The following is a 26,103-nucleotide window of genomic DNA, read 5'->3' on the forward strand; positions in this document are numbered from 1 at the left end:
ATGTTAAAAGTAACTGGTTTCCAAAATTGTGGAAAAACTGAAATTGAATTTGGTGACTACCTGCCGTTCAAATTTTGGCATCAAACTCAATCGAATGGGCCGAAATTTTATTGGCGAACTGGTGATTTGAAATCGACACTTCTCGAAGTGGAAATTGACCCCGTGGCAGGTCAGATTATTGGTGTTTCTTTGCTTCTTCCTGGGGAGGTGAGTAGAGATTTTCCTGAATTGAATATTTCCAATGCAATGAGTTCGGATGGCTATCCGTTAGTGGATACCACAGAATGGCCAGTTGATAGAATTAAGGATGAACCAGGTGCACTACATGTATTTGTCGATGCAAGCCGTTTACTGATCACGCTTTCTGATTCGGTTGTGATCACAAAAACGATTTTGGCTGACGACGCCACTTTTGGCGTGGATGCCAACGGTTCTATAGTTTGGGTGTTGGTTAGTAATTTGCCGGGGGGGAAGCTGAGCGAGTTTGAAAATTTATAGGGTTAAAGGCGGGAGGCGAGACTGCAAGTTCTCTTGCAAAATCACCAGTTGACATTGCCCATGCCATTGGTGCTGATTACACGAAGGCGGGCAAGCCAACAGGAGGGCATAGCCTGCTAAACGGAGATGTTCAAATCGTACCTGGAACGGAGTCAGTTCCTGATGCAACTGATGTTTATAACGCGACCATTCAGGTTCCAGGTCCACAGAATCCGGGGCAGTGGCTCACAAAAACTAGTAATAATTCGACGAACTCGATGTTTCCAAAGGACTGGGATGCGGCGAGAATTCAGTCCGAAGTTGACGGCGCGTGGAATTTTCCGAACAAGATTATAAATGGAGCGAAATGGAGCTCGTTCACACCTTCTTGTGAGAACGGTAGATGTTGGCCGGGTGATTGGTACTACTACACTTAAAGAAGGCGGGAGCCCAACGTCAAGTTTAAAGGTTTTTACGGATCGTGCAGGCAATCTTATTACTGCATTCCCAGTGAAAGGACGTAAATGATGAAGAAGCTGGCGCCGAATCAATGGGCCGAATTTCAAGGTCATATTAATCGCATGCCTGACAATTCATCGCCACGTGAAATTTTAAATGCGATATTAAGTTGGGTAAGAAGTTATCCGGAAATTTTTTCAGGTGGGCCATTCTCCACGTATTGGTTTGATCGATATTTGAAATTGAAAGACCAGCAATGTCCGGTTGATACGTCAAAGATGTATGGTGTCGAATTTTTGCATTTTAAGAAAATCATAAAAAAGTACGACGTAAAGGATGTGAAAAATATCGCGAGGTATCTTCGCGATACGCTGGAGGCTCTCGTTGTTATGGAGATAGATAAACAATGTCCAAGGTGCGAGAGTTGGGGGATGAATGTGTACAAACATTTTCAAAGCGGTAAAATCGCGTTTGAATGTCGTCAATGTGGTTTTTCAAGCTATTCGGATGGGTCTAGAGTCAGCGCCAATGAACTTACGTTCGCGAATGGTGGCGATCTGCGTGAGGCTGGCCTGTTGTAATTTAACACTCGCTTCCACAGTGGGTTAATTCCAACATTTCGTGATCGCTTTAACGGGGACATGGATCAATACCGGTCCATGTTTCCATGGATGAAAGACTTAAATGTTAAGCATGAGCAAATGAAAGAAGTTTTGTGGTCTAAGGAAGGCTGAATGCCAAGCCCAATACCCGAAAGTTCATAGGATGCCGACTTTAACAACCGACAGCTGCACAGCTCCTGGCTGGATAAGCTGACCGGTACGGATGAGGCAGAAAAACTTAGGCAGTTGCAAGAAGGTAAATCCCCTGGTGAGCAACAACGGCTTGCGGATGTAGCATGTTTCTTAACGTACTGTTCAATACAGTTATTCGAAGAGAATCCCGCTAACGCTGCGGCATTGGGGCAAGAGTTTCGAGGGAAAAATTATTCAAAGGAAATCGGCGACCTGAAGGCTACGGGATTATTTAAATACGACAATGTTGATCTTGCGACTGATTTTGCAAGTCGGGCGGGAGCAGCAATGGTCATTTGAATGTGACTCCATGAAAGCAATTGTTAAATCAATATGGCTTGATAGTACAACCATCGATCTGGATACATACTTGCCCGATGACCCAGAATGTTTCGGCTTGTGGATTGAATTCAGGGTAGGCATCACAGATAGGGATGGGGCGGATGATTTTCGACTGTTTGTTTGCACGGCAGAATGGCTGAAAAGTGAACGCAGCCGGCAGAGGACTATTTGGGGGAGCCACATGCTGTTTGTATTTGAATATGATCTTGATGAGATTAAAGCTGAGATTGATCGCCGAGTCGAAAGCTGCAAGGGCGATGATTGGTTAACCATTGCGCGCCAGATTGCTAGGTTCGCCGCTTGGGAATTCGAGGATTATCAGCCGTGAACATTTCCTTTGCTTCAAACGTTTAGATCCGATCCGATCTCGGCCGCCCACGCGCTGCAACTGGACACCCAGGCCAGGCGCTCGACACGGGCCGCGTTTATGGCGACACGGTCAACATCGGCGCCGCCCAGATCCCCAACAGCGGCACCGGCGTCATCGCCGCGCGCGCCAGCCTGAACCTGGGCGCGCAAGAGATCAGCGACAGCGGCGCCGACGCCTTGCTGCTGAGCCAGGGCGACATGCATCTCGGGGCGCTCGTCGAACAGGTGCTGTAACGTCAAACGGACATATGGTGATCAAATGAAGCGGGCACACGTTAATACTAAGAATGTATAAGCAGGATGTTGCCACGTTGCGCTCGCAATGGAGCACGTACAATCCTCAAGGTCATTGGTCGACGCAGCATATCGGCGGCAACGACTGGTGGCTGTTGGAGGATGACGAGGCTACGTTGCCACCGCCGCCGCCAAGTTGTCTTGGTGGCTGGTTCCAGAGCTGGTTGCTGCCAATCGGAGACACTGGTTACTCCATGAGTATCCAACTCGGCGCCAGCCAGAAGTCTTTGCAGAACCCCAAGGCGCATGAGCAAACGAAGGTGACCTTGCGCCACATGGTCGAGTCCGTGAAGATTGAGGCGCTGCCCTGATTTTTCCCAGTTGAGTACTTATAAACCATAGAAATCAGAAGACTTAAGAAATGAAAGAAAACAAATACCTCGCCGCGGCAATTGCCGCCTGCATGATCCAAACCGCCCACGCCAGCGAGCCTGCCCAGTGCCAGACGCAGACCGCTGAAAAGACTGTTTTCGAAATGTGCTTGCTTCCCGGCGCCGCGTTTCAGCATGACCTGTACACGCTGAAGGCGGACAAGGTCTTGATCGCCGCTTTGGTCGATGACTACGCCGAGTCGGTGCAACTGGAGCATAAACTGCTCGACGGCCTGACCATCGAATTCCCCTTGTCACGCCAAGGCGGCAACCCGGTCAGTATCGTCGGCGGCTGCGTCCCCGAAAGCAAGGACCAGATCGAGGTCGCCCGTGTTTGCAACTTCCGCTGGGGGAAGGTTCAAATCATCAAGGACGTTCGCTTCGAATTCAAATAATCCCGTGTATTTGCCTAAAAAGCACGGTTGGGGATACCATACATTTTTTTAACGGCGGGCGCCGCGATGAAGACTGTGAACTTCCCTTCGGGATCGACCGTACCTGCGCTGGGCCAGGGCACGTGGAACATGGGCGAGGAATCCGCGCGCAAGCGCGATGAAGTCCGCGCCTTGCAACTGGGCCTGGACCTCGGCATGACCTTGATCGACACCGCCGAAATGTACGGCGAGGGCGGCGCGGAGGAGGTGGTGGGCGAGGCGATCGCCGGCCGCCGCGACGAGGTCTACCTGGTCAGCAAAGTCTATCCGCACAATGCCAGCTTCGAAGGCACGCAGGCCGCGTGCGAGCGTAGCTTGCGCCGGCTGAAGGTCGATTGTCTCGATCTCTACCTGCTGCACTGGCAGGGCCACTTCGCGCTGGCCGAAACCGTCGACGGTTTCGAAGCGCTCAAGAAGGCCGGAAAAATCAAGGACTACGGCGTCAGCAACTTCGATCTCGAAAGCATGCAGGACGCCGTCGGCCTCGGCGCCATTGCCACCGACCAGGTGCTGTATAACCTGTGCAAGCGCGGCATCGAATTCGATCTGCTGCCGTGGTGCCGCCAGCAGGGCATACCGCTGATGGCTTACTCGCCGCTGGAATCGCACGGCCGCGAACAGGCCGCGCTGCTGGACAATCCCGGCCTGCATGCCGTCGCCCATGCCCACGGCGTGACGCCGGCGCAGATCGCGCTGGCCTGGGTGCTGCACCAGGAAGGCGTGATCGCCATCCCCAAAGCCACTGATCCGGTTCACGTGCGCGCCAACCGCGCCGCCGCCGATATCAAACTCTCGCCGCAGGATATGGCCGCGTTGGATCGCGCATTCCCTCCACCCCGTCGGAGCCGCGCGCTCGACATGCGATAAAAGGACACATGAAACGCAAACTGCTTTGTTTAAGCCTGCTGCTGGCCTGCGCCGGCGCCAGCGCGCAGGAAGCCCCGGCGGCCGATGCCGAGGCGCCGCAAGTGGTGGAAGTGGGCGGCGTGAAGAACCCCGAACTGAAATCCTACAAGGTCATGCTGAAAGGCGTGGACGCATTCGAGGAGCACCGCAAGTACGCGCCCGCCGCTCCGATGAAATTCAAGCTGGTATCGGCCGCGGGCGGGCCGGTGGATGGCATCACGCTGCGCATCGCCGGCGACAACACGTCGGAAAACGTTCCTGTCGCGGAGGATGGTACGTTCGTCCTGCCTCGCATCCAGGCCGCGATCGACGACAAGGCCGATCTGGTCACGAACAAAAAGAAAAGCATGGTGCGCTGGCGCGGCGATATCCACACGCCCGGCGTGCCGGCCAACGCGCGCCGCCTCGGCGACTTGCGCATGGAATGCGAAATCGCCTGGGCCGTTAACAAGGACGACTTGTCTTTCCTGATCCGTAACGGACTCGCGCTGGCGGGCGGTTTTTGCCATATCAAGAGCGTCCAGCTGACCTATCAGGCGCCGCTGAACGCGACCGGCGTGACGCTGGTCTCTGGAGACCGCCGTCAAACGCTGCCGTTCCTCCCCAAGAAGAAAAGCGTATTCTCGCCGCCCTTGGCCGACACCAGCTGGGACGACGAGTCGCTGATCGAATATGAATTCGCGTCGGCCGCCATGTAAGGCCCGGGCTTAGCCTCTGCTACACTGCTGGGCAGTCAAACTGTCCAGCAAATCATGCTAAACCGAATCAAGCAACTGTTCTCCTCCAAAGACACCAGCCACCACATCCTGATCAACGCCTACTGCACGGTCGCCGAGGTTCCCAAGCCCGGCTTCCCGCATGTGCTCAACGCCAGGCGCGACCTGTCCGATCCCGAACTGCAGCCCCACCTCAATGGCTTCATGAACTATCTGGCCCAGGCCGGAGCGGGCCAGATGAAGCAGGTGCGGTATCACGTGATCCGTCATGTGCAGCGTGTGCGCCAGCATGTCAGCCTGTCCGTCGAGGAAGGCGCGATGGACAGCTTCGCCGCCTGGGCGCAGGCGGCAAACGCCATCGTCTTCATGGCCGACGGCAGCGTGCGCGATCCGCAAGGGCGCGTGCTGCTGCCAACGGCCGGCGACGATGGCGATCCGCAGGCAGTGGTTCCGTATCCGCCGCAAGCCTGGCAGCGCAAGGCGCGTTCCGACGAGCTGCTTGCCGCCCGCAAGATCGCAGTGCCGGCCACGCTGCCGCCCTTGGTCTCCGAGCCTGAGCTGCGCCTGCGCACGCCGGAGGATGTGCTGCGCAGGATGCAGGCGCTGTTCGTGGTCGCGATTCGCGCGGAGTCGCTTGCGGGCGGCCACGCCATCGCCGTCGACGATCTGAAAAAACGCTTCCCACCCGCCTTCGCCGGCCTGACCGACGCGGAGCGCGCCTTCCTCGCGCAGGAAGCGCCCACGGAGCAGCAGACCACGCAGTTCCTGTGGCGTTACGAAGCCATCCTCGTGCTGCAATGGGCGCTTGGTTTGCAAGAGGCGCTGCCATTCGCCGACGCGATCTGCGACGTCGCCGCCATCTCGCGCACCGTCATCGAGCGCGGCACCGAGGGCTTGCGTAAGCAATTGGCCATGCGTCCGGCGGCGGAGATACTGGATGCGCTGGACCTGCACTACCGCCAGCACTGGGCCACACGCCAGGCGATCTTGAAGAAGACCGCCGCCCCCGCAGCGCTGAACGACGGCGTGCTACAGGAACGTCATCACGCGCTGAACTGGCTGGTGCATTTCGAAGACCGCGACTGGGACGAAGTCGACACCCCGACCTGACCTGCTGCTACACTGCTGGCTGATAAAAACTGTCCAGCGTACTTCTATGAGCCTGCAATCCGTTCGTGAATTCTTCCTCGCCCGAGACCTTGATCTTCCCATTGTAGAACTGGACGTCAGCACCGCCACGGTGGCGCTGGCGGCCGAGGCGCACGGCGTGGAGCCGGGCCGCATCGCCAAGACGCTGGCTTTCCGCGTCGCCGAAGGCCGCGTCATCCTGTTGGTGGCCAGCGGCGTGGCGCGCATCGACAACCGCAAATTCAGGGAAGCCTTCGGCAAAGGGAAGATGCTGCCGCCGGACGAAGTGGCGGAAGCTACCGGCCATCCGGTTGGTGGCGTTTGTCCGTTCGGTCTTGCGCAGGCGCTGCCGGTCTATCTCGATCATTCGCTCAGCAAATTCGATGAGGTGCTGCCGGCCGCCGGCTCCACCAACAGCATGGTGAGGATCACGCCCGCGCTGCTGGCGACCGTCACGCAAGGGCAGTGGGTGGACGTCTGCTGATAGCGGCACCGGCACCTAAGGAGCAGACGGATCGGAGAGCGCCGCCAGTTGCTCCTGCAGGCGCCTGATCTGTGCATGCAGCGGCGCGACCATGGCGCCAATTTCCTGCTCGGTATATCGCGGCGTGATGTGCTGCGGGCAGTTCCAGTCGTAGCCTTCCACGGTGATGATGAAGGCCCGTTCGATGCGGCCGGCGTAGCCGGGCATGCGCAGCCTCTCCATCAACGCCGGGTCGTCCGCCGCTTCAACGGTGCGCGCGCGGCCAATGATCTTCAGCCTTACCTGCTCCGCATAATCGATCAATATCATCGAGATGCGGTCGTCCGTTTTAAGATTGCCCACGCTGAGATATTGCAGGTTGCCGCGAAAGTCCGCGAAGGCCAGCGTCTTTGCGTCGAGCGCGCGCAGGAAGCCCGCCGGCCCGCCGCGATGCTGCACGTACGGCCATCCGTCCTGGTTGACGGTGGCCTGGAAAAAATGATCCCGCTCTTCGATGAAGGCGATTTCACGTCTTCCCAGGCTGTCCTGCTGGTCCTCCATCCGGTCGAGGAACCCATATCTGGCGCGGCTTCCCATGTTCTCCTGAACCTCGCGCACCGCAGGCGTGAAGGTGATGTCGGAATATGCACGTCCCATGATGGGCTCCTCGGCTAGATGGGTATCAGGCGGCTATCTTCAGTTCGACTTTCGGGAAGTCGATCTCCACGCGGCTGGCTTTGCCCAGGATGTTGGTCAGGAAGTTCATGCCGACGTGGGTGATGATCTCCACGATGTCCGATTCGCTGTAGCCGGCGTTGCGGATCTCCGCCAGTTCGACGGCGCTGATTTCGCCATTTTTCTCCATCAGGCTTTGCGCGAACTTCACCGCGACCGCTGCTTGCGCATCGGCGCTGGTGCCGTTGCGGTTGGCGTTCATCTCTTCGCCGCTCAGGCCAGTCTTGCGGCCGATGGCGGTGTGCGCGGACACGCAGTATTCGCAGCTGTTCTGCTGCGCCACCGCCAGGGCGATGCGTTCGCGGGTCAGGGCGTCCAGGGAGCCGCCGTTGGCCACCCCGTGCAGGCCGAGGAAGGCGCGCAGCGCGACCGGCGAATTGGCGAACACTTTCAGGAAGTTGGGCACCATGCCGAGCTGGCCCTGGATGGCGTCCAGCAGGGCTTTTTGTTCGGCGTTGGCGGTGGCGTTTTCGATGGTGGCGATACGGCTCATGGTGTTGCTCCTTTGGGTTGTGGGTTGTTTGTTCAGCGAACACTTGCAGTTTCATCGATAAGCGCGATAATGAGAATCCATTAAAGATGCAATGCACTATTTCTGAATTGGGAATAATATGGACAAGCTCTCCGCCATGGCGATCTTCGTGGCCGTCGTCGACGAAGGCGGGTTTGCCGCCGCCGCCCGCAAATTGAAGATATCCCCGCCGGTGGTCACGCGCGCGGTGACGGAACTGGAGGAGGGCATGGGCGTGCGCCTGCTGCTGCGCACCACGCGCGTGGTGCGGCTGACCGAAACCGGCGCGCGTTACGCGGCGGACTGCCGCCGCATCCTTGCCGACGTGGCGGACACCGAAACCTCCGCCGCCGGCGCGCACGGTGCTCCGCGCGGGCGCCTGGTGATCACGGCCTCGGTGATGTTCGGCGCGATGTACGTCACGCCCATCGTCACCGAATACCTGCGGCGTTATCCGGAAACCGATGTCGAATGCCGCTTCCTCGACCGCGTGGTCAACATGATGGACGAAGGCGTGGACGCGGCGATCCGCATCGGCGTGCTGCCCGATTCCAGCTATCAGGCGATCGGCGTGGGGCAGGTGAGGCAGGTGCTGTGCGCGTCGCCGCAATACCTGGCCCTGCGCGGCACGCCGTCCACGCCGCAGGAGCTGTCCGGCCATGACCTCATCGCGGCGACCGCCGTCACGGCCACCAACGACTGGCGCTTCGAATGCGACGGCAAGGCGCAGACGGTAAAGATCCATCCCCGCTTGAGCAGCACCAGCAACGACGCCGCCTTGCGCGCCGCGCTGTCCGGCTTCGGTATCACCCGCGTGCTGTCCTACATGGCCGCGCCGTATCTTGCCGACGGCCGCCTGGTCGCCGTTCTGGGGCGCTACGAACCCGCACCGGTGCCTGTCAGCGTGGTGCATCACGAAGGCCGCCACTCGTCCCGCAAGCTGCGCGCCTTCCTCGACCTGGCCATCGCCACGCTGCGTGGCGACGCCGCGCTTCGATAAAAAATTGTATACAAAATTCGTTGACAATGTATCCGGCGAGGCGCAATATCGTCGTCAATAAACGCGCCGGTCACGAGCTGTTGCGTTGCTAAGCATCCTTTCTACGCACGGTTAAGGGCAGCCCGTGCGGGTTGTAGTTGCAAAGTAACGCCCATAAAAAAAGACAGACGGAGACGCGTTTATGAATCACTTGTTATTTCAGGTCGAGGACCGGCCACCCCTATTCACAACCGTATTGCTGGCGGCGCAGCACATGCTCGCTGCGCTGGGCGGCATCATCGCCGTGCCGCTGGTGGTGGGCGCGGCGCTCAAGCTGCCGGCCGACCAGATCATCACCTTGATCAACGCCGCCTTGCTCGGCTCGGGCATCGTCACCATGGTGCAGTGCAAAGGCATAGGCCCAATCGGCATAAGGCTTCCTTGCGTGATGGGCACCAGTTTCGCCTTCGTCGGCGCGGCCATCAGCATCGGACTGGAACACGGCGTGCCGGCGATACTTGGCTCGTCGCTGGCGGCTTCGGTGGTGATGATCGTCGGCAGCTGCTTCATGCCGAAGATCCGCAAGCTGTTCCCGCATGCGGTCACCGGCGTGGTGGTGACGATGATCGGCTTGTCGCTGGTGCCGGTGGCGGTGGACTGGGCGGCGGGCGGCCATGCGCCGGGTGCTGTCTACGGTTCGCCGCTCAATCTCGGCATCGCTGCCTTCGTGCTGGTTACCGTTATCATGCTGGTCCAATTCGGCAAGGGGATTGTATCCGCAGCGGCGGTGGTGATCGGCATGTTCATCGGCTACCTGCTGTGTGTATCGCTGGGCATGATCGACTTCTCGCAGGTGCGGAACGCACAGGTGTTCGCGCTACCGCAGCCGCTCCATTACGGCATGACCTTCCCGGTGGCCGGCGTGGTCGCGATGGCGATCGCCTACCTGGTCACGATGGTGGAAACCACCGGCACCTTCATGGCGCTGGGCGCCGCCACCGACACCAAGATGCGCGGCAAGACGCTGGCGCGCGGCATCCTGTGCGACGGCGTGGGTTCGGCCTTCGCCGCGCTGATGTCCAGCCCTCCGGTGTCGACTTTTGCGCAGAACGTCGGCGTGGTGTCGCTGACCGGCGTGGCCAGCCGCCACGTGGTCGCGCTGACCGGCGTGATGCTGTTCCTGGCGGGGCTGTTCCCGATCCTCGGCGCGGTGGTCGTGACGATACCGCAGCCGGTGCTGGGCGGCGCAGGCCTGATGATGTTCGCGATGATCATCTCGGCCGGGGTGCAGTTGCTGAGCCATGTGGAGCACACCAAGCGCAATGGCATCATCATGGCGGTGGCCATCGGCTGCGGCCTAGCGGTGACGGTGCGGCCTGAGTTGTTGTCCAAGCTGCCAGCCTTCGTCAAGGAAGTCTTCGGCTCCGGCATCACCGTCGGCGCGCTGGTGGCCGTGGCCCTGAACCTGGTACTGCCCGAGCGTCCGCTGGAATTGAACGACGACGATGAGGAAGAGGATGTCCCGCAGGCTTTCCTGACCTCCGAGCGTGAAGCGGCTTAAAATACGCCTGATATCAACCCTACTGTTTCCGCAGTGCCCGCGCATTGTTTCCGCAGTGTTTAACCATCATAGAAAATATGACTAAAACCCTACTGATCAAAAATGCGCGCGTGCTGGTGACGATGGATGACGAGCGGCGTGAAATCGCCGGCGGCGCCGTCTACATCCGCGACAACGTGATCGAACAAGTCGGCTCCAGCGCCGATCTGCCGCAGCAGGCCGATGAGATCATCGACGCGGCCAACCATGTGGTGATGCCTGGCCTGATCAACACCCACCACCACATGTATCAAAGCCTGACGCGCGTGATCCCCGCCGCGCAGAACGGCGAGCTGTTTAACTGGCTGACCAATCTGTATCCGATCTGGGCCAACCTGACGCCGGAGATGGTCGACGTGTCGACGCTGGCGGCGATGTCGGAGCTGATCCTGTCCGGCTGCACCACCAGCAGCGACCACCTGTACATCTATCCCAACGGTTGCAAGCTCGATGACAGCATCGAGGCGGCCGGCAAGATCGGCATGCGCTTCCATGCCGCGCGCGGTTCGATGAGCGTGGGCCAATCCAAGGGCGGCTTGCCGCCAGACTGTGTGGTGGAAGAGGAGGGCGCGATCCTCAAGGATACGCAACGCCTGATCGAAACCTATCACGACGCCGGCCGCTACGCGATGCAGCGCATCGTGGTGGCGCCATGTTCGCCGTTTTCGGTATCGCGGGATTTGATGAGGGAAGCGGCGGCGCTGGCCCGCAACTTCGGCGTCTCGCTGCACACACACCTGGCCGAGAACGCGAACGACATCGCCTACAGCCGCGAAAAATTCAACATGACGCCGGCCGAATACGCAGAGGATTGCGGCTGGGTGGGGCGCGACGTCTGGCACGCGCACTGCGTGCAACTGGACGACGACGGCATCTACATGTTCGGCCGCACCGGCACCGGGATTGCGCACTGCCCATGTTCGAATATGCGGCTGGCATCCGGCATCGCGCGGATCCGCAAGATGCTCGACAGCGGCGTTCCGGTGGGCCTGGGCGTGGACGGCTGCGCCTCCAATGATTCAGGCCACATGATGGGCGAGGTGCGGCAGGCGATGCTGCTGCAGCGCGTGGGCTTCGGGCCGGATGCGATGACGGCGCGCCAGGCGCTGGAGATGGCCACGCTGGGCGGCGCCAAGGTGCTGAACCGCGACGACATCGGCGCGCTCAAGCCGGGCATGGCGGCGGACATCGTGATGTTCAAGCTCGATACGATAGGCTTCGCCGGCGCGCTGCACGATCCGGTGGCGGCGCTGGTGTTCTGCACGCCGCAGAATGTCTCGCACAGCATCATCAACGGCAAGGTGGTGGTGCGCGACGGCGTGTTGTGCACCATCGACCTGCCGGTGGTGATCGAACGCCACAACGTGCTGGCGCATCAACTGGCGCAGGCCGCGCGCTGACGGCTGGCTACATCAGCAGCGCGGAGACCAGGTCACGCTTGGCCGGGCTGGCGTTGACGTCGAAGTTGAGCGCCGCTTCCACGTGGCTCAGGTGGTGCAGCATCAGCTGCGCCGCCTTGTCCGCGTCGCCCGAGCGGGCCGCCGCCAGGAAGGCCGCGTGTTCGTCGGAAGAGCAGGCGGCGTCGCGCTCCGATTGATACAGCATGGTGATCAGCGAGCTGCGGCCCACCAGCTCGCGCACGATCTCCTTCAACACCTGATTGCCCACCACGTCCGCCAGCAGCACGTGGAAATCTCCCAGCAGCTGCTGGCGCATCTTCGACGGCACTTGCGACAGCGTGCTGCGCTCCTCCTTCAAATGCTTCTCCAGCATCCGGTAATCGGCCGGCTTGGCCTTGGCGGTGAATTCGCGCGCCAGCGCGGCCTCGATGATGCGGCGCGTGGCGAAGATCTCGCGCGACTCCTGCTCGCTGGGCTGGCTGACCATGGCGCCCTTGTCGGGGACCATGTTAATCAGCTTGTCCTTCGACAGTATCAGCAGCGCCGCGCGGATCTTGGTGCGGCTGACTGAATACAGGCGGCACAACGCTTCCTCCCGCAGCTTGGTCCCCGGCGGCAGCTTGCGCGCCGCGATGGCTTCGGCGAGATGGGTGGCGATGTCGTTGGCGCTTTCGGCGGGCTGGGTGATGGACATGAAGTGGCTATGAATTTCGTAGTGTCGTTTTTTCGTCCCATGATACCTCAGTATTGCAGAGGTAATCGCATTACATCTGTGTCGTAAAAAGAGATTATGGAAGCGATTCCTGTGGGCGATTGTCAAAAATCGTATCGTGTTTCGCTTGTTGTTTACTGTAGTTCTGCTACATTTTGTTTGGGGTGCAGTATTTCCCAAAATACAAATAAAACGACACGGAGACGAAAAATGAAGAAAACCTTACTGGCCGCCGGCCTGCTGGGCGCTTGCGCCCTCGCGCCCGCGCATGCCGCATTCAACCCCGCCGACACCTCGGTGCAGATGTTCCGCTGGAAGTGGAACGACATCGCCAAGGAGTGCACCAACTGGCTTGGACCGCAGGGCTTTGGCGCGGTGCAGGTATCGCCGCCGCAGGCCTCGGCCAGCCTTGGTGCGTGGTGGGACGTGTACCAGCCCGTGAACTTCGCCACGTTGAAGAGCAATATGGGCACCGAGGCCGAGTTCCAGAGCATGATCAACACCTGCCACACCGCCAAGGTGCGCGTGTATGCGGACGTGGTGGTCAACCACCTGGCCGCCGGTTCCGGCACCGCCACCGACGGCACAACCTGGAACTCCGCGACCCTGGCCTATCCGTACTTCAGCTCCAGCGATTTCCATCCAGCCTGCGACATCGCCGGCGGCGACTACGGCTCGCCGGGTAATCGCTACAACGTGATGTTCTGCCGCCTGAGCGGCCTGCCGGACTTGAAGACCGACGGCGCCTACGTGCAGGGCCAGGTCCAGACCTACCTGACGAAGTTGATCAACATGGGCGTGGACGGCGTGCGCTTCGACGCCGCCAAGCATATGCAGCCGAGCGATCTGCAGGCGATCATGGGCGGCGTCACGCACACCACCAAGGCTGGCGAGGCGCTGTGGATCACGCAGGAGGTGATCCCGGACAGTAACGTGGTGCGCTCGGACTACTACAGCGTCGGCACGCTGAACGAATTCCAGTACACCTTCGCGCTCAAAGCCATGTTCCGCAACGAGAACGGCGCCAGCCTGTCGCAGGTACGCGCCATCATGGGCACGCCCGGCAACTGGGGTGGCACCTGGGGCTTCGTGCCGAGCGAGAAGGCGACTGTCTTCGTCAATAACTGGGATACTGAGCGCAACGGCAGCTCGCTGGTGGCCAGCAATTACGTCTCCGGCACCACCAACGACACGCAAGGCACCAAGCGCTACGACCTGGCGAACATCTTCATGCTGGCCTGGCCTTACGGTTCGGCGCAGCTGCACTCGGGCTTCCGCTTCTCCAATTACGACCAGGCCCCGCCGAGCGCCAGCCCGTTCGACGCCAACGGCAATCCGCTGATCAACCAACAGTGGGACTTCATCCACCGCTGGAGCGATATCTCGAACATGGTCGCCTTCCGCGCGGCGACGTCGGGGCAGGGCGTGGACTACTTCACCAACGGCACCGCCAACCAGATCGCGTTTGGACGCGGCGCCAAGGGCTTCGTCGCGATCAACAACGAGTACGCAGCCTGGAACGCATCGCTGCAAACGCTGCTGCCTGCGGGGACTTACTGCAACGTCGTGCATGGCCAGTTGAACGCCGCCGGCACGGCCTGCACTGGCGACAGCGTCACCGTCGGCAGCAACGGCATGATCAGCGTGAGCATCCCGGCCAACGGCGGCGCGACCGTGCCTGCGGTGGCGCTGCACGTCAATCAGAAGGTGGGCGGCGGTGCAACGTGCACCACGGTGCCGGTGACCTTCCGCGTGGCGAATGCGAATACGGTGGTGGGGCAGAACGTGTATGTGGTGGGCAACCGCGCGGAGTTGGGCAACTGGGTGCAGGGCGCAAGCGATCAGCTGAACATCGAAGGCAGTGGCGCGAATGTGCCGTGGTCGCGCACCTTCCAGTTGCCGCCGTCAACGGCGATCCAGTACAAGTTCATGAAGTACGGCGTGAGCACCGTTTGGGAGAGCAACCAGTCCACCGCCAGCGGCAATCGCGAGGCGACCACGCCGGCATGCGGCGGATCGGTCACGCTCGACGCGGGCAGCTTCCAGTTTTAATGCACGCTGGCTGGAACAGCCTTTTCCTGCTGGACGAGGATGAAGGGGCTGACGACCACCGCCCATAGTTCGGCGTTGGACTCCAGCCAGCCCGCAGCCTGCTCGTCGCTGACTTTGGCGAGCAGGCCGGCGTTCATCCACTGGGCGATGTTGGTCTTGTCGTCGTGCGAGATGCGCACGGCCACGTCGACCAGGTCCAGCGAATTGGCGATCCACACCACATTGCCGGCGGCGAAATGCTTGAGCAGTTCGGCCCATGGCAGGCGCGCGGTCTCGCGGTTCACTTTGAGTCGCAGGTCGGTGTCGTTTTCAGGTTTGGTTTGCATGATTCAGATAAGTTCGATGATCGGTACAGGGCTACCCCGCCATGTTAACCGATAGACCGCGCCTTTGCGAACATTGCCCACCAGCGCAGGGCGGAAGCAGGCCAGGTTGATGCCGCCGTCCAGCCGCACGCTCGGGTAGATGATGCCCAGCGAGCCGCCTTCCAGCAGGCGCTCCGCCAGCAGCTGCGATTCGATGTAGCTGTCCGGCGCCAGGCAGCCGAGATAGCGCAGCTGGCCGCGCAGGTCGTGGAACGGGGCGGTGAAATCGGCCAGCATGGTCTGGTACTGCACGCTGTCGTCGAAGCGGTTGATCTCCGCGTATTCGACGGCCTTGTGGAAGCTCACTTCGGCCAGCGCGGTTTCGACATTGAAGGCGCAGTACCATGCGCCGCGAGTGCCGCCGTTGAAACGGCTGCCTTCAGGACGGGCGTAGGTAAAGGCGGCGTTGACGATGCGGAAGTTCGGCACGCCGAACACCAGTTCATCCATCGTGATGCCGGTGGCGTTGCCGTTCTGCGCCTGCAGACGCGCGTTGGTGGCGTTATCCAGTTCAAACAGGTCGTGCAGATCCTTCTCGTTGTCGGCGAGTGGCGCGAGGACCGAGTCTTCCATGTCGGCGAAACGCGAGGGCAGCAAACGGCAAGTGTCGAACTGGCGCAGCGTGGTTAAGGGTGGAATCAGGCTGACCGGCACTTACAGTCCTCCGCGGCGCGCGTCCAGCAACTGGCGCACGATCTGCATGGCGGGCAGTCCGCCGGCGGCGACATAGGCCAGCGGCGTGCGGCCGCCGAAAATCAGGTTGGTGTTGGCAAGGCCCATCCACTCGTCGGCGAGCTTGTCGCCGTAGAGGATGTGCAGCGCCTTGTAGATGCCCAGCAGGTAGGAGATGCGGGTGATGCAGTCCACCTCCAGCGTGCGTTCCGGGTGTTTTTTCCACTCGTAGTAGGCGCTGCTGGAAATGCCGCCCAACAGTTCGCGGGCGTCGTCGTCGCGCAGTTTCCAGGCGGCGGCCAGTTTGAAAAAGCCCTTGAGGGCGGCCTTGGACAGGCGCTCGCGTTCGGCCTTGGCGTTCAGGTCGACCAGCACGGTTGGCTCGAAGCGGCTGCGGGGGTAAGCGTAGGTAAGATTCATAAATCCTCCGTTGTTGGAGTAGTTATACTCCTTTTTCGGATGGATAGCAATCGGGAATCAACAGGGTCGCTATGTGTTGCTAATTATGAAACTTTGGGGTCAAGTCTGACATTCGGACACGGCCTCTGCCGTAGGAGGCGCTACGGCAGAGGCCGTGTCCGAATGTCAGACTTGACCCCACTGGTGGTCCGGCCTAATTTTTTAGCGGATCGGCTTTGGGCATCAGCACTAGCATGGAGCGCGTTTTTTTAGCGGGATCAGCGGCGGTGCTCATGCTCTTCACGAAAATCTGCTCGGTTCGGGCGTCATAGGTGATGACGGCGCCTGTCGCTTCGCTGGTAACGCTGCCGTTTTCGATGATTTTGACTTTTGCGTTGCCATCGACCGTGAGAAGGTCGTCTTTCTCTCGGTACGCAATTGTCTTGCCCTCGCCGTTGACCCATTTGTCATTCGACGCATCCTGTTTCTGCTTGAATTTGGCGACATTGTCTTTCAACGAACTGACGGTGTAGAGGTAGTCCCCCTCGGGCGACTGCGCCGCCGTCAGGTAATCCGACGAAATCAGCAGGCTGCCTTTCGATGTCTCGACATGGTCGCTGAATTTGCTGATGCCTTTTACGGTGTCGTAATGCATCTCGCCGTCATAGGAGATGACGGTTTTCTGGAATCTGTCGGCTCTTTCCGCCGAAGCGAGTATTGGGAGTGAAAGCGCCAGTACCGCAAGCAGAAGTCTCATAAATGTCCCTTTAAAAAGCGCACGTTAGCAGACTACCGCGAGTCGATGCGGGTTTGATCCCGGCTGTCGAACTTGGACCGTTTTGTAATACCCAAGGTCTTACGCCGCGCGACTTCGATGCGCCGATTTTTGCACGACGGACGGCTGGCCAGGAATACTATCGCGTTGCCAGATAGCCCGACCTGGCGATGAAATCCTGCACTGCTGTCGTGCTGCCGTATTCCAGTTCAATCATCGTACGGATCGCAGCCCGCTTGTCCGATGCGCGGTCGTAGAAGCTCTTCGCGATTTCATAGCCGACGAAATAGCCCATGTCGGATACGCCGAAGACGTTTTTGCTGCTGTTGTAGAGCCAGTCGTTCCAATCGGCCTTGCCCATGTCTGCTTCGAAGCGCTTGCGCACCTCATCGCGGTGCGCGGGGCCGTACACGTAGAGCTGCAACGGCGGGCGCTTTCCGGTCACCAGTTCGGCGACGACTTCGGCCACGCCTTCATACACAACCCGCGCGGCAAGCGTGTCGGCGGATTCACGCTGCTGGGTATGCACGTATTCGTGGACGTTGTTTTGCCCGTTGTTGGCAAATGGACGCGTCTTGAAGTAAGTGCCGAGTCGTGTGCGCAGCGGTTCGCGCAACTCGGATACATCGACGGTTTCGTCCGTAAGTGCGATCTCGGCGCCGATCAACACCATCCCGTCCATCGTCGTGCCGCCGGTGCGAAGGATGCCTATCGCGTAGGTGACGCTGGCGGGCTTCAATTCCGGATACAGGCGCTGAAAGGTGGTCAGATCCTTTTCCAAGGGGCCGGCGGCTTCTTTTGCGCGCGCCGTCAGCGGACGGATCGAGTTCCAGAACCGGGGATACAGGTCGATGGCGTCCACGTACTCGGCGAGCGTGTAGCGCCGCGCGGCCATCAGCGCGCGCAGGCCGGGCGTGGCCGGGTCGAGATACAGATGCTGGAACTGCGCCAGCTTGGCTTGCCGGTCCTCGGTCGAGTGCACGGCATCATACGCTTGCCAGAAGCGGTCGATGTCGCCGGTTTGGATTTCAGGGCTAGGCGCGGCCTGCGCGGCCCCCAGGTTTGTCGAGACCAGCATGGCCATTAGCAGCGACCGAAAATTCTTTTTCATGCGCGAGCTCCCAATTGGATAGTTAGCCGAAACCCGACCGACAGATGTCAAGAATAACATCTTATCCATTTGGAACGTTCGCGCGTTCGCCTACACCGGCTCTGCGTGCTCCACCATCAGCTGCACTTTGGTGACGCCGTTGTATTCGTTGGCGTCGAGCCGGAAGGCGACCTTGGCGCGCTCGCCCAGCGAGTCGACGTGGCCGAACCAGATGGCGTCGTAGCGGGCGCCGTTCTTCTCCAGCAGCAGCTTGAGGTGGCGCTCCTTCAGAATGCGCTGGCTCACCACGCGGAACTCGTCGCAGAACACCGGCGGCGCGAAGCCCTGGCCCCACACCTGGCCGTCCATCAGGTCGATGAAGGCGGTGGTGTAGTAGGCGTCCTCCAGCGGGCCGTCGGTTTCGATCACGCGTTCCAGCTGCTGCTTGCTCAGCCACGCGCGGCCCACTTCCTCGAAGGCCGCGGCGAAGGCGTCGAAGGCGTCGGCGCGCAGCGTCAGGCCGGCCGCCATCGCGTGGCCGCCGAATTTGTCGATCAGCGACGGCGCCTTCTTGTACACCAGGTCCAGCGCGTCGCGCAGGTGGAAGCCGGGAATCGATCGGCCGGAACCCTTGATCCAGCCGTCCGCGCCGGGCGCGAAGGTGATGGTCGGCCGGAAGAACTTCTCCTTCAGGCGCGAGGCGACGATGCCGATCACGCCCTGGTGCCACGATTCGTCGAACACGCAGATGGTGCTGCTGTTGGCCGGCTCGAACGCGTCCAGGTGCAGCAAGGCGGCGTCCTGCATCTCGGCTTCGATCTCGCGCCGTTTCAGGTTGATTTCATTGAGCTGCTGCGCCAGCTGCCATGCGCGGCCCTCGTCGTCGGTGATCAGGCATTCGATCCCCAGCGACATGTCCTCCAGCCGTCCGGCCGCGTTCAGGCGCGGGCCCAGCGCGAAACCCAGGTCGAAGGGATTGGCGTTGCGCGGCTCGCGGCCGGCCACGCGGAACAGCGCCGCCACGCCGGCGTGCATGCGGCCCGCGCGCATGCGCTTGAGGCCTTGCGCCACCAGGATGCGGTTGTTCGGATCGAGCCGCACCACGTCGGCCACGGTGCCCAGCGCGACCAGGTCGAGCAGGTTGTCGAGCTTGGGCTGGGTCTGGGCGTCGAACACGCCGCGCTTGCGCAGCTCCGCGCGCAGCGCCAGCAGCACGTAGAACACCACGCCGACGCCGGCGATATGCTTGCTCGGGAAGCCGCATTCCGGCTGGTTCGGATTGACGATCACGCGCGCGGCGGGCAGGGTGTCGGCCGGCAGGTGGTGGTCGGTGACGACGACTTCGATGCCGCGCCGGTTGGCCTCCGCCACGCCATCGATGCTGGCGATGCCGTTGTCGACGGTGATGATGATGTCCGGCTGCTTCTCGCGCGCCGTCAGTTCGACGATCTCCGGCGTCAGGCCGTAGCCGTATTCGAAGCGGTTAGGCACGATGAAGTCGATGTTGGCGCCCATGGCGCGCAGGCCGCGCAGCGCGACCGCGCAGGCGGTGGCGCCGTCGCAGTCGTAGTCGGCCACGATCACCATGCGCTTGCCGGCGGCGATGGAGTCGGCCAGGAACACGGCGGCGGCGCCGATGTGCAGCAAGCCCGATGGCGGGATCATGGACGCCAGCTCGCTCGACAGCTCCTTGACGTCGGTCAGGCCGCGCGACGCGTACAGGCGCGCCAGCACGGGATGGATGCCGCCCTGGCGCAGCATTTCGGATTCGCGGAACGGGCAGGGGCGGATGGCGATACGGGTCATGTCAGGCTTGCTTCAGTAAGAGGTTCAGGTTTTGCTTGCGCCAGAATTTGCGCAACGAGAGTTTGCCGGTGTCCACGCTGGTCCAGCCGTTGCGGTGGCTGAGCAGCAGTGTCACGCCGCTCACGCGGCCATCGCGCAAGGCCGCCAGCATTGGCGCCAGCCATTCCTGTTCGATGCGCTGCATGCGCTCGATCCAGTCGGACCAGTCGCCGCTCTGCGCCGACGGTATCAGCTCGGCCAGCATCACAGCCCCCGGCTGCGCGATCAACTGCGCGGCGGATGGCTGGCGCAGCGCGGGCGCGGCCAGCGCCTGCATCCAGTCCGGGCTGCCGTCGATCGCCAGCGCGCGCGGCGCGGCTTGCAGCGGGCCGGCGCCGCCCCACAGCCAGAACGAATTCACCGGCTGCAGGCCGCGCGCCTGGCGCGCTTCGTTGACCGGCAGCTCGTGCCACTGCATCTGGATTTCGTTTTGCAGCTTGCGGTAGGCCCGCGCGTGTTCGCCCTCGGGCATCCAGTCGCTCAGGTTCTGCGTGGTCGCGGCGTCGGGCGACGCGGTGTCCAGCTTGGACCAGTCGTCGGCCCGCGCAAACCACAGGCCGGGCGCCGCGTACAGCAGGGTCTTGCCTTGTTCTTCGAAGCAGGGGCGGGCCAACTCGTAGAGCGTGCGCGATTCCGCTTCGCTCAGGTGCATGCCGCGCGGGTCGGACAGCAGCAGGTGTGTGCGCGACAGCTGGATGTGCGTCGGCTGCACGATGAACCAATGCCCTTGCGCGGCCTCCGCCTGCAAGCCGCAGCCGTGCATGACGGCCGTGGCCAGCGGCGCGCCGGTGTCCGGCTGGTCCGGCGCGGAGGCCAGGCCCAGCGCGTGCGCCAGCCAGGCTTCGTGCGGCAGCAGCCTGGCCTTGGCGTCATAAGCCTGGTATCGATATTGTTTATTGAGAGACAACAGCGCCGCCAGGGCAGGGGTGTTCAGGGCGCGCATCAGGTCCGGCGCCATCTCCGGCGGGGGCAAGGCGTAGGGCAGGGCAAGGGTGATTTCGTTCATGCCGAGATTGTAGGGCATAGCGGGCGGCGGCGGGATATTTACCTGGCTTGCCGGCGTCGCCGCCGGCGGCCGGCGCGGCCTTTTTATGGGGCCGTAGCGGGGCGATTCGCCCATGACATGCTATTTATATGGCAAACTGCGGGCTCACCAAGTTTTGATTCCCTACGGAGCCCATGAGCATTATCCAGAATCTGCCCTTTGAGTGGCTGGTTGGCCTGCGTTACACGCGGGCCGGCAAGCGCAGCGGGCGCAATAGTTTTATCTCCTTTATCTCGCTCATCTCCATGGCCGGCATCGGCCTGGGCGTGGCCGCGCTGATCGTCGTGCTGTCGGTGATGAACGGCTTCCAGAAGGAAGTGACGGATCGCATGCTGTCGGTGCTGGCTCACATCGAGATATTCGACGCCCGCGGTTCGATGCCGGACTGGCACGCCGCCGCCGCCGAGGCGCGCAAGAACCCTGAAGTGATCGGTGCGGCGCCGTTCGCCGAGACGCAGGGCATGCTGGTACGCGACGACGTGCTGCGCCCGGCCATCATCCGCGGCGTGCTGCCGGAGCAGGAGCCCAACGTTTCCGACGTCGCCAAGCAGACCAGGCGTGGCAGCTTCAACGCGCTGCAGCCGGGCAGCTACAACATCGTGCTGGGCATCGAGCTGGCGCGCGCGCTGCGCGTCAACCTGGGCGAGAAGGTGACGCTGGCGCTGGCCCAGGGCCAGCCGACGCCGGCCGGCGTGCTGCCGCGTTTGCGCTCGTTCACCGTGGTCGGCATCTTCGAGGCGGGCCACAACGAGTTCGACTCGGCGCTGGCCTTCGTCCACCTGACCGACGCCGAAAAACTGCTGCGCATGGACGCGCCGGCCGGTTTGCGCCTGCGCCTGTCGGACATGCACCGCGCGCCGCAAGTGGCGCAGGATCTGAAGAACAGCATGTCCGGTGACCTGATCATGCGCGACTGGTCCAAGCTCAACGCCAACTGGTTCGCCGCCGTGCAGACCGAGAAGCGCATGATGTTCATCATCCTGACCTTGATCATCGCGGTGGCCGCATTCAACCTGGTGTCAACGCTGGTGATGACCGTGACCGACAAGCAGGCCGACATCGCCATCTTGCGCACGCTGGGCGCCTCGCCGCGTTCGATCATGAAGATCTTCATGATCCAGGGCGCGCTGGTGGGCATCCTCGGCACCGCCATCGGCGTGGGCCTGGGCGTGCTGGTGGCGCTCAACATCGACGTCATCGTGCCGTTTATCGAACATTTATTGGGAGTGCAGTTCTTGTCGAAGGATATTTACTACATCAGCACCGTGCCGTCCGACCTGCGTTGGCCGGACGTGTTCAAGATCGGCGGCGTGGCCGTGGTGCTGGCCTTTGTGGCGACGCTTTACCCCAGCTGGTGGGCCGCCCGCGTGAAACCTGCGGAGGCGCTGCGCTATGAGTAATCTCGAACCTGTGGTCCTGTCCTGCCGCAACCTGGGCAAAACGTTTACGCAAGGCGCCTACTCGGTGCAGGTGCTGAACGGTATCGACATCGACGTGCGGCGCGGCGAGCGCGTGGCCATCGTCGGCGCCTCCGGCTCTGGCAAATCGACGCTGCTGCACCTGCTGGGCGGCCTCGATACGCCGACCAAGGGCACTGTCACCCTGCTGGGCAAGGACTTCGCGAGCCTGAGCGAGACCGCGCGCGGCGACCTGCGCAACGCGTCGCTGGGCTTCGTCTACCAGTTCCACCACCTGCTGCCGGAATTCAGCGCGCTCGATAACGTGGCGATGCCGCTGATGATACGCCGCGTCAAGCGCGCCGAGGCCACCGGCGTGGCGCAGCAGATACTCTCGCGCGTCAATCTGGCCAAGCGCGTCACGCACGTGCCGGGCGAATTGTCCGGCGGCGAGCGGCAGCGCGTGGCGCTGGCGCGGGCGCTGGTCACACAGCCCGCCTGCGTGCTGGCCGACGAACCGACCGGCAATCTCGATCACGCCACCGCGCAGACCATCTTCGACTTGATGCTGGAACTGTCGCGCACCCTGGGCACGGCCTTCATCATCGTCACCCATGATATCGAGCTGGCGCGCCGCTGCGACCGCGTGCTGCGCCTGACCGACGAAGGCCTGCAGCCGTACCAGGACTGACGCCATGTGGATAGACACCCACTGCCACCTCGACGCGCACGAATTCGGCGGCGAGTCCGCCGCGCAGGCGGCGCTGGCGCGGGAGCAGGGCGTGTCGATGATCGTGATCCCGGCGGTGGAGACGGCCAACTTCCCGGTGGTGGCGCAGTTGGCCGCCAGCGTGGACAACGGCTGCTACGCGCTGGGCATCCATCCGATCTACGTGCCGCACGCCGAAGAAGACGACCTGCGCGTGCTGCGCGAGCAGGTCGCCGCCGCGATGGCCGACCAGCGTTTCGTGGCGCTGGGCGAGATCGGCCTGGACTTCTTCATCCCCATGCTGACCGAGCCGGCGATGCGCGAGAAGCAGATATTCTTCTTCCGCGAACAGCTCAAGATCGCCCGCGATTTTGAGCTGCCGGTGCTGATGCACGTGCGCCGTTCGCAGGACGTGGTGCTCAAGCATGTGCGCCAGATCCGGCCCGCGGGCGGCATCGCGCATGCGTTCAACGGCAGCTTCCAGCAGGCGCAGGGCTACATCGAGCTTGGTTTCAAGCTGGGCTTCGGCGGCGCCATGACTTTTACGCGCGCGCTGCAAATCCGCCGGTTGGCTGCCGAGCTGCCGCTGGACTCCATCGTGCTGGAAACGGACGCGCCGGATATCGCCCCAAGCTGGGTACATCCCGGCCGCAACACTCCCGATCAAATTCCCCGCATCGGCGCCGTGCTGGCCGAACTGCGCGGCCTGACACCGCAAGAAGTGGCAGCCGCCACCAGCGCCAACGCGCGCGCCGTGCTGCCGCGCATGCCTGCCTGAGCGCAGGCCGTGCGCGGTTAGATTTCGATAGATTTGACGCCCCGTCAATAGTGCATAATTTCAAACCTTATTATTTGCGTAATCCGTCGAAAGTCCTGTAATGAAAAACATTGTTCGTAGTACTTGCCTCGCAGCGCTTGTGTCCATCCCCGTCGCCGGTTTCGCCGAGACCAGCCAGGTGTCGGAGCGCGAGATCGACGTGCCCAAGTGCGCCAGCCCGGCCGCCAAGGTCGTCTTCACCGAGTTCAAGTGCAAATCGGCCGATTGCTCGTCCGGCTCCGGCCAGCAGGACCCGCGCCAGTACCGCTGGTGGGAGCGCCAGGGCAATGTGGCCCAGCCGAGCTACACCGGCGTCGGCACCGGCATGACCGAAATGCTGGCCACCGCGCTGACCCAGACCGGTTGCTTCGATGTGCAGGAACGCGCCGAAATGGAAGAAATCAACAAGGAACTGGCGCTGATCGGCAAGAAGGTCGAGGCCGAAGCGGCCGACTACATGATCACCGGCTCGATCACCTCGCTGGGCTTCGAGCAAAGCTCCACCGGCCTGGGCGGCCTGGGCTTCCTCAAAGGCCCGCTGGGCCTGCTGGCCGGTTCGGTCGACTTCAAGAAATCCAAGGTGCACATGAACATGGACATCCGCGTGGTGGACGTCAAGCGCGCCAAGATCGTCGCCTCCAAGACCTTCCAGGCCAACAACGAGAAGAACGGCTTCGGCATGTCGGCCCTGGGCTGGGGCGGCGGCGTCGGACTGGGTGGCAGCCACGCCAGCATCAGCGGCTCGCCGCTGGAGGAAGTGGCGCGCGACCTGCTGGTCAAGTCGACCTCCTTCCTGGCCGAAACCATCGCCGCCAAGAACATCACCGAACGCGTGGCGGTCAAGGCCACCGATGTGTCGGCGAAGTAGCACAGTTATAACTATGCCTTATTGACATGAATAAACGGCAATGATACCTTTATTGCACCACTACCAGTGGTCTTCGTTTGAACTTTAACTATCTGAAAAGGTTCTGAAAATGAAAAAGCAAAATGAGGCAAAGCTGTTTGCATTCAAACTGGCAGAGAAAAAAGCCGGCGCCGTGAAAGCCGCGCCGCAGTGGAAAGCGCGCGATGGCGTGGCGCTGGCAGGTTGCTCGGGCCCTGACGCCCGCGGTCCACGCGCCGGCCGTCCGGACTCCGGCATCTGGTGCTAAGCGTCTGACCGTCCCGCGCCTCGGACGCTTGCCGTCCGGCGGCGCGGCACCGGCCGGCAGCCAGCCCATTCCATGAGCAAGAAAATCCTGATCGTCACCCACAGCGGCGACCTGCATGCGGATTTGCTGACCCCCATCCTGACCGCCCAGGGCGGCGCCTTCTTCAGGCTGGACCTCGACACCTTCCCCCGCGATTACGAACTGATTCAATCCTTCCAGCAGCACGGCTGCCACGGCGAGATCCGCCACCTGCCGTCGGGCGAGTGCATCGACATCGGCGAGATCGGCGCGGTATGGGCCCGCAAGCCGGGCGACTTCGCCTACCGCAGCGACGATCTGGGTGCGCAGGAGTTGGCCTACGCGCGGCTCGAAAGCGAGCAAGCCTTGTTCGGCCTGTTGTATGGTCTGGACTGCTACTGGATAGGCCACCCGCTGACCATGCGCGGCGCCATGTGGAAGGGCGAACAATTGCAGCGCGCGCAGCGCCTGGGCTTTCGCATCCCCGAGACGCTGGTCACCAATTCGGCCGCGCAGGTGCGGCAGTTCCGCAGCCGGCTGCCGGGCCAGATGATCTTCAAGGCCATGTCGACGCCGTCGCTGGGGGCGGAAGACGTGGACGCCGGCGATTGCGTCGCCGAAGGCCTGACCACCACCGTGGTCGACGACGACATGATGGAAGCCATCGACGCGGTGGCCGAACTGCCTTGCCAGTTCCAGGGCTACGTCGCCAAGCAGTACGAGCTGCGCGTGACCGTCATCGGCCGCCGCGTGTTCGCCGCCAAGATCCACAGCCAGGACGACAGCCGCACGGCGGTCGACTGCCGCGACATGTCGGCGCCGATCCGCTACGAACCGACCCTGCTGCCGGCGCATATCGAACAGCGCTGCCTGGAGCTGGTGGCCAGCTACGGCTTGAACTTCAGCGCGCTGGACCTGATCGTCACGCCGGAAAACGACTACGTCTTCCTCGAAAATAATCCCGCCGGGCAGTTCCTCTTCATCGAACAGCTGATCCCCGAATTCAATCTGCTGGAAACGCTGGCCGGCCAGCTGTTGCGGGAGGCCGCATGCCGCACACACTGAACCGCGTTGC

32 protein-coding genes and 1 pseudogene are annotated in these 26,103 nt (G+C 61.8%); 22 read left to right on the forward strand and 11 right to left on the reverse strand.

Features of this window, described 5'->3' with window-relative positions; genetic code table 11:
* The 6 genes and pseudogenes from AC07WS_RS19830 (at position 1) to AC07WS_RS19855 (ending at position 2,400) form a co-directional block, all read left to right on the forward strand.
* The gene (locus AC07WS_RS19830; RefSeq protein WP_494730744.1) at positions 1-498 is read left to right on the forward strand and encodes a hypothetical protein; all 498 of its coding nucleotides are present in this window, start codon (positions 1-3) and stop codon (positions 496-498) included.
* Positions 499-563: 65 nt separating this feature from the next.
* On the forward strand, positions 564-914 hold the full coding sequence (locus AC07WS_RS19835; RefSeq protein ID WP_494730957.1) for an EndoU domain-containing protein: 351 nt from the start codon (positions 564-566) through the stop codon (positions 912-914).
* A pseudogene (locus AC07WS_RS19840) lies at positions 868-1,005 on the forward strand (adhesin); the annotation flags it as partial. The gene AC07WS_RS19835 and the pseudogene AC07WS_RS19840, both read left to right, overlap by 47 nt.
* Positions 1,002-1,517 carry a hypothetical protein gene (locus AC07WS_RS19845; protein ID WP_494730745.1) on the forward strand — a complete coding sequence of 172 codons (516 nt, stop codon included), beginning with the start codon at positions 1,002-1,004 and terminating at the stop codon, positions 1,515-1,517. The pseudogene AC07WS_RS19840 and the gene AC07WS_RS19845, both read left to right, overlap by 4 nt.
* 267 nt (positions 1,518-1,784) lie before the next feature.
* Positions 1,785-2,030 (forward strand): hypothetical protein, encoded by a 246-nt coding sequence (locus AC07WS_RS19850; protein ID WP_494730746.1) that lies wholly within the window; start codon positions 1,785-1,787, stop codon positions 2,028-2,030.
* A 10-nt stretch (positions 2,031-2,040) separates the two neighbouring features.
* Complete coding sequence (locus AC07WS_RS19855; RefSeq protein ID WP_494730747.1) at positions 2,041-2,400, forward strand: immunity 8 family protein; 360 nt, start codon at positions 2,041-2,043, stop codon at positions 2,398-2,400.
* 97 nt (positions 2,401-2,497) lie between these two features.
* Here the strand turns inward: AC07WS_RS19855 and AC07WS_RS19860 are convergent, their stop codons facing one another.
* Positions 2,498-2,641: a hypothetical protein gene (locus AC07WS_RS19860; RefSeq protein ID WP_494730748.1), complete on the reverse strand. Its 144-nt coding sequence runs from the start codon at positions 2,639-2,641 to the stop codon at positions 2,498-2,500.
* An 87-nt stretch (positions 2,642-2,728) separates the two neighbouring features.
* Here AC07WS_RS19860 and AC07WS_RS19865 point away from each other — a divergent pair, with 87 nt between their 5' ends.
* The 6 genes from AC07WS_RS19865 (at position 2,729) to AC07WS_RS19890 (ending at position 6,774) form a co-directional block, all read left to right on the forward strand.
* A complete protein-coding gene (locus tag AC07WS_RS19865; protein WP_494730749.1) occupies positions 2,729-3,046 on the forward strand; it encodes a hypothetical protein in 318 nt (105 codons plus the stop codon).
* Between the two features lie 50 nt (positions 3,047-3,096).
* On the forward strand, positions 3,097-3,501 hold the full coding sequence (locus AC07WS_RS19870; RefSeq protein ID WP_494730750.1) for a hypothetical protein: 405 nt from the start codon (positions 3,097-3,099) through the stop codon (positions 3,499-3,501).
* Between the two features lie 66 nt (positions 3,502-3,567).
* Positions 3,568-4,407, forward strand: coding sequence for an aldo/keto reductase (locus tag AC07WS_RS19875; protein WP_494730751.1), 840 nt, complete (start codon positions 3,568-3,570; stop codon positions 4,405-4,407).
* An 8-nt stretch (positions 4,408-4,415) separates the two neighbouring features.
* Positions 4,416-5,144 carry a hypothetical protein gene (locus AC07WS_RS19880; RefSeq protein ID WP_494730752.1) on the forward strand — a complete coding sequence of 243 codons (729 nt, stop codon included), beginning with the start codon at positions 4,416-4,418 and terminating at the stop codon, positions 5,142-5,144.
* A gap of 54 nt (positions 5,145-5,198) precedes the next feature.
* Positions 5,199-6,272, forward strand: coding sequence for a DUF4272 domain-containing protein (locus AC07WS_RS19885; RefSeq protein WP_494730753.1), 1,074 nt, complete (start codon positions 5,199-5,201; stop codon positions 6,270-6,272).
* A gap of 46 nt (positions 6,273-6,318) precedes the next feature.
* Positions 6,319-6,774, forward strand: a complete 456-nt coding sequence (locus AC07WS_RS19890) for a YbaK/EbsC family protein (RefSeq protein ID WP_494730754.1) — start codon at positions 6,319-6,321, stop codon at positions 6,772-6,774.
* A gap of 15 nt (positions 6,775-6,789) precedes the next feature.
* Here AC07WS_RS19890 and AC07WS_RS19895 read toward each other — a convergent pair whose 3' ends face one another.
* A complete protein-coding gene (locus AC07WS_RS19895) occupies positions 6,790-7,410 on the reverse strand; it encodes a pyridoxamine 5'-phosphate oxidase family protein (protein ID WP_494730755.1) in 621 nt (206 codons plus the stop codon).
* Positions 7,411-7,435: 25 nt separating this feature from the next.
* Positions 7,436-7,981, reverse strand: coding sequence for a carboxymuconolactone decarboxylase family protein (locus tag AC07WS_RS19900; protein ID WP_494730756.1), 546 nt, complete (start codon positions 7,979-7,981; stop codon positions 7,436-7,438).
* A 118-nt stretch (positions 7,982-8,099) separates the two neighbouring features.
* Here AC07WS_RS19900 and AC07WS_RS19905 point away from each other — a divergent pair, with 118 nt between their 5' ends.
* The 3 genes from AC07WS_RS19905 (at position 8,100) to AC07WS_RS19915 (ending at position 11,978) form a co-directional block, all read left to right on the forward strand.
* Positions 8,100-8,999, forward strand: a complete 900-nt coding sequence (locus tag AC07WS_RS19905) for a LysR family transcriptional regulator (RefSeq protein WP_494730757.1) — start codon at positions 8,100-8,102, stop codon at positions 8,997-8,999.
* Between the two features lie 181 nt (positions 9,000-9,180).
* Complete coding sequence (locus AC07WS_RS19910) at positions 9,181-10,539, forward strand: nucleobase:cation symporter-2 family protein (RefSeq protein WP_494730758.1); 1,359 nt, start codon at positions 9,181-9,183, stop codon at positions 10,537-10,539.
* Between the two features lie 77 nt (positions 10,540-10,616).
* Entirely contained in the window at positions 10,617-11,978 is a 1,362-nt protein-coding gene (locus AC07WS_RS19915) for an 8-oxoguanine deaminase (protein ID WP_494730759.1), read from the forward strand.
* Positions 11,979-11,985: 7 nt separating this feature from the next.
* Here AC07WS_RS19915 and AC07WS_RS19920 read toward each other — a convergent pair whose 3' ends face one another.
* Complete coding sequence (locus AC07WS_RS19920) at positions 11,986-12,672, reverse strand: GntR family transcriptional regulator (protein WP_494730760.1); 687 nt, start codon at positions 12,670-12,672, stop codon at positions 11,986-11,988.
* Positions 12,673-12,900: 228 nt separating this feature from the next.
* On the opposite strand from AC07WS_RS19920, the gene AC07WS_RS19925 reads away from it, so the two are divergent.
* Positions 12,901-14,742, forward strand: coding sequence for a carbohydrate-binding module family 20 domain-containing protein (locus AC07WS_RS19925; RefSeq protein WP_494730761.1), 1,842 nt, complete (start codon positions 12,901-12,903; stop codon positions 14,740-14,742).
* Here the strand turns inward: AC07WS_RS19925 and AC07WS_RS19930 are convergent.
* The 7 genes from AC07WS_RS19930 to AC07WS_RS19960 all read right to left on the reverse strand — a co-directional run bounded on the left by AC07WS_RS19930 (position 14,739) and on the right by AC07WS_RS19960 (position 20,894).
* Entirely contained in the window at positions 14,739-15,068 is a 330-nt protein-coding gene (locus AC07WS_RS19930) for a DUF2288 domain-containing protein (protein ID WP_494730762.1), read from the reverse strand. The genes AC07WS_RS19925 and AC07WS_RS19930 overlap by 4 nt on opposite strands.
* A gap of 3 nt (positions 15,069-15,071) precedes the next feature.
* Entirely contained in the window at positions 15,072-15,761 is a 690-nt protein-coding gene (locus AC07WS_RS19935; RefSeq protein WP_494730763.1) for an RES family NAD+ phosphorylase, read from the reverse strand.
* Positions 15,762-16,199: an antitoxin Xre/MbcA/ParS toxin-binding domain-containing protein gene (locus AC07WS_RS19940; protein ID WP_444846786.1), complete on the reverse strand. Its 438-nt coding sequence runs from the start codon at positions 16,197-16,199 to the stop codon at positions 15,762-15,764.
* Positions 16,200-16,392: 193 nt separating this feature from the next.
* Entirely contained in the window at positions 16,393-16,935 is a 543-nt protein-coding gene (locus AC07WS_RS19945) for an LptA/OstA family protein (RefSeq protein WP_494730764.1), read from the reverse strand.
* 157 nt (positions 16,936-17,092) lie between these two features.
* Positions 17,093-18,064, reverse strand: coding sequence for a DUF2268 domain-containing putative Zn-dependent protease (locus tag AC07WS_RS19950; protein WP_494730765.1), 972 nt, complete (start codon positions 18,062-18,064; stop codon positions 17,093-17,095).
* A gap of 90 nt (positions 18,065-18,154) precedes the next feature.
* Positions 18,155-19,849, reverse strand: coding sequence for a single-stranded-DNA-specific exonuclease RecJ (recJ, locus tag AC07WS_RS19955; RefSeq protein ID WP_494730766.1), 1,695 nt, complete (start codon positions 19,847-19,849; stop codon positions 18,155-18,157).
* A 1-nt stretch (position 19,850) separates the two neighbouring features.
* Positions 19,851-20,894, reverse strand: a complete 1,044-nt coding sequence (locus AC07WS_RS19960) for a hypothetical protein (protein WP_494730767.1) — start codon at positions 20,892-20,894, stop codon at positions 19,851-19,853.
* Between the two features lie 173 nt (positions 20,895-21,067).
* Between AC07WS_RS19960 and AC07WS_RS19965 the strand changes: the two genes are divergently transcribed.
* The 6 genes from AC07WS_RS19965 to AC07WS_RS19990 all read left to right on the forward strand — a co-directional run bounded on the left by AC07WS_RS19965 (position 21,068) and on the right by AC07WS_RS19990 (position 26,093).
* Positions 21,068-22,333: a lipoprotein-releasing ABC transporter permease subunit gene (locus tag AC07WS_RS19965; RefSeq protein ID WP_494730768.1), complete on the forward strand. Its 1,266-nt coding sequence runs from the start codon at positions 21,068-21,070 to the stop codon at positions 22,331-22,333.
* Positions 22,326-23,021, forward strand: coding sequence for a lipoprotein-releasing ABC transporter ATP-binding protein LolD (gene lolD / locus AC07WS_RS19970; RefSeq protein ID WP_494730769.1), 696 nt, complete (start codon positions 22,326-22,328; stop codon positions 23,019-23,021). The genes AC07WS_RS19965 and lolD overlap by 8 nt, the downstream gene beginning before the upstream one ends.
* 4 nt (positions 23,022-23,025) lie before the next feature.
* A complete protein-coding gene (locus AC07WS_RS19975) occupies positions 23,026-23,817 on the forward strand; it encodes a TatD family hydrolase (RefSeq protein ID WP_494730770.1) in 792 nt (263 codons plus the stop codon).
* A 139-nt stretch (positions 23,818-23,956) separates the two neighbouring features.
* Positions 23,957-24,724, forward strand: a complete 768-nt coding sequence (locus tag AC07WS_RS19980) for a CsgG/HfaB family protein (RefSeq protein ID WP_494730771.1) — start codon at positions 23,957-23,959, stop codon at positions 24,722-24,724.
* Between the two features lie 109 nt (positions 24,725-24,833).
* Positions 24,834-25,010, forward strand: coding sequence for a hypothetical protein (locus tag AC07WS_RS19985; protein ID WP_494730772.1), 177 nt, complete (start codon positions 24,834-24,836; stop codon positions 25,008-25,010).
* A gap of 72 nt (positions 25,011-25,082) precedes the next feature.
* The gene (locus AC07WS_RS19990) at positions 25,083-26,093 is read left to right on the forward strand and encodes an MvdC/MvdD family ATP grasp protein (protein ID WP_494730773.1); all 1,011 of its coding nucleotides are present in this window, start codon (positions 25,083-25,085) and stop codon (positions 26,091-26,093) included.
* The last annotated feature ends 10 nt before the right edge of the window (positions 26,094-26,103 follow it).

It is taken from the genome of Duganella sp. GW821-FHT01E12 (assembly GCF_059422325.1).

What these genes read in the sequence shown, in the direction of transcription:
- AC07WS_RS19830 (WP_494730744.1), top strand. Translation starts at nt 1, where the DNA reads ATGTTAAAAGTAACTGGTTTCCAAAATTGTGGAAAAACTGAAATTGAA.
- AC07WS_RS19845 (WP_494730745.1), top strand. Translation starts at nt 1,002, where the DNA reads ATGATGAAGAAGCTGGCGCCGAATCAATGGGCCGAATTTCAAGGTCAT.
- AC07WS_RS19855 (WP_494730747.1), top strand. Translation starts at nt 2,041, where the DNA reads ATGAAAGCAATTGTTAAATCAATATGGCTTGATAGTACAACCATCGAT.
- AC07WS_RS19860 (WP_494730748.1), bottom strand. Translation starts at nt 2,641, where the DNA reads ATGTCGCCCTGGCTCAGCAGCAAGGCGTCGGCGCCGCTGTCGCTGATC.
- AC07WS_RS19865 (WP_494730749.1), top strand. Translation starts at nt 2,729, where the DNA reads ATGTATAAGCAGGATGTTGCCACGTTGCGCTCGCAATGGAGCACGTAC.
- AC07WS_RS19870 (WP_494730750.1), top strand. Translation starts at nt 3,097, where the DNA reads ATGAAAGAAAACAAATACCTCGCCGCGGCAATTGCCGCCTGCATGATC.
- AC07WS_RS19875 (WP_494730751.1), top strand. Translation starts at nt 3,568, where the DNA reads ATGAAGACTGTGAACTTCCCTTCGGGATCGACCGTACCTGCGCTGGGC.
- AC07WS_RS19880 (WP_494730752.1), top strand. Translation starts at nt 4,416, where the DNA reads ATGAAACGCAAACTGCTTTGTTTAAGCCTGCTGCTGGCCTGCGCCGGC.
- AC07WS_RS19885 (WP_494730753.1), top strand. Translation starts at nt 5,199, where the DNA reads ATGCTAAACCGAATCAAGCAACTGTTCTCCTCCAAAGACACCAGCCAC.
- AC07WS_RS19890 (WP_494730754.1), top strand. Translation starts at nt 6,319, where the DNA reads ATGAGCCTGCAATCCGTTCGTGAATTCTTCCTCGCCCGAGACCTTGAT.
- AC07WS_RS19895 (WP_494730755.1), bottom strand. Translation starts at nt 7,410, where the DNA reads ATGGGACGTGCATATTCCGACATCACCTTCACGCCTGCGGTGCGCGAG.
- AC07WS_RS19900 (WP_494730756.1), bottom strand. Translation starts at nt 7,981, where the DNA reads ATGAGCCGTATCGCCACCATCGAAAACGCCACCGCCAACGCCGAACAA.
- AC07WS_RS19905 (WP_494730757.1), top strand. Translation starts at nt 8,100, where the DNA reads ATGGACAAGCTCTCCGCCATGGCGATCTTCGTGGCCGTCGTCGACGAA.
- AC07WS_RS19910 (WP_494730758.1), top strand. Translation starts at nt 9,181, where the DNA reads ATGAATCACTTGTTATTTCAGGTCGAGGACCGGCCACCCCTATTCACA.
- AC07WS_RS19915 (WP_494730759.1), top strand. Translation starts at nt 10,617, where the DNA reads ATGACTAAAACCCTACTGATCAAAAATGCGCGCGTGCTGGTGACGATG.
- AC07WS_RS19920 (WP_494730760.1), bottom strand. Translation starts at nt 12,672, where the DNA reads ATGTCCATCACCCAGCCCGCCGAAAGCGCCAACGACATCGCCACCCAT.
- AC07WS_RS19925 (WP_494730761.1), top strand. Translation starts at nt 12,901, where the DNA reads ATGAAGAAAACCTTACTGGCCGCCGGCCTGCTGGGCGCTTGCGCCCTC.
- AC07WS_RS19930 (WP_494730762.1), bottom strand. Translation starts at nt 15,068, where the DNA reads ATGCAAACCAAACCTGAAAACGACACCGACCTGCGACTCAAAGTGAAC.
- AC07WS_RS19940 (WP_444846786.1), bottom strand. Translation starts at nt 16,199, where the DNA reads ATGAATCTTACCTACGCTTACCCCCGCAGCCGCTTCGAGCCAACCGTG.
- AC07WS_RS19945 (WP_494730764.1), bottom strand. Translation starts at nt 16,935, where the DNA reads ATGAGACTTCTGCTTGCGGTACTGGCGCTTTCACTCCCAATACTCGCT.
- AC07WS_RS19950 (WP_494730765.1), bottom strand. Translation starts at nt 18,064, where the DNA reads ATGAAAAAGAATTTTCGGTCGCTGCTAATGGCCATGCTGGTCTCGACA.
- recJ (WP_494730766.1), bottom strand. Translation starts at nt 19,849, where the DNA reads ATGACCCGTATCGCCATCCGCCCCTGCCCGTTCCGCGAATCCGAAATG.
- AC07WS_RS19960 (WP_494730767.1), bottom strand. Translation starts at nt 20,894, where the DNA reads ATGAACGAAATCACCCTTGCCCTGCCCTACGCCTTGCCCCCGCCGGAG.
- AC07WS_RS19965 (WP_494730768.1), top strand. Translation starts at nt 21,068, where the DNA reads ATGAGCATTATCCAGAATCTGCCCTTTGAGTGGCTGGTTGGCCTGCGT.
- lolD (WP_494730769.1), top strand. Translation starts at nt 22,326, where the DNA reads ATGAGTAATCTCGAACCTGTGGTCCTGTCCTGCCGCAACCTGGGCAAA.
- AC07WS_RS19975 (WP_494730770.1), top strand. Translation starts at nt 23,026, where the DNA reads ATGTGGATAGACACCCACTGCCACCTCGACGCGCACGAATTCGGCGGC.
- AC07WS_RS19985 (WP_494730772.1), top strand. Translation starts at nt 24,834, where the DNA reads ATGAAAAAGCAAAATGAGGCAAAGCTGTTTGCATTCAAACTGGCAGAG.
- AC07WS_RS19990 (WP_494730773.1), top strand. Translation starts at nt 25,083, where the DNA reads ATGAGCAAGAAAATCCTGATCGTCACCCACAGCGGCGACCTGCATGCG.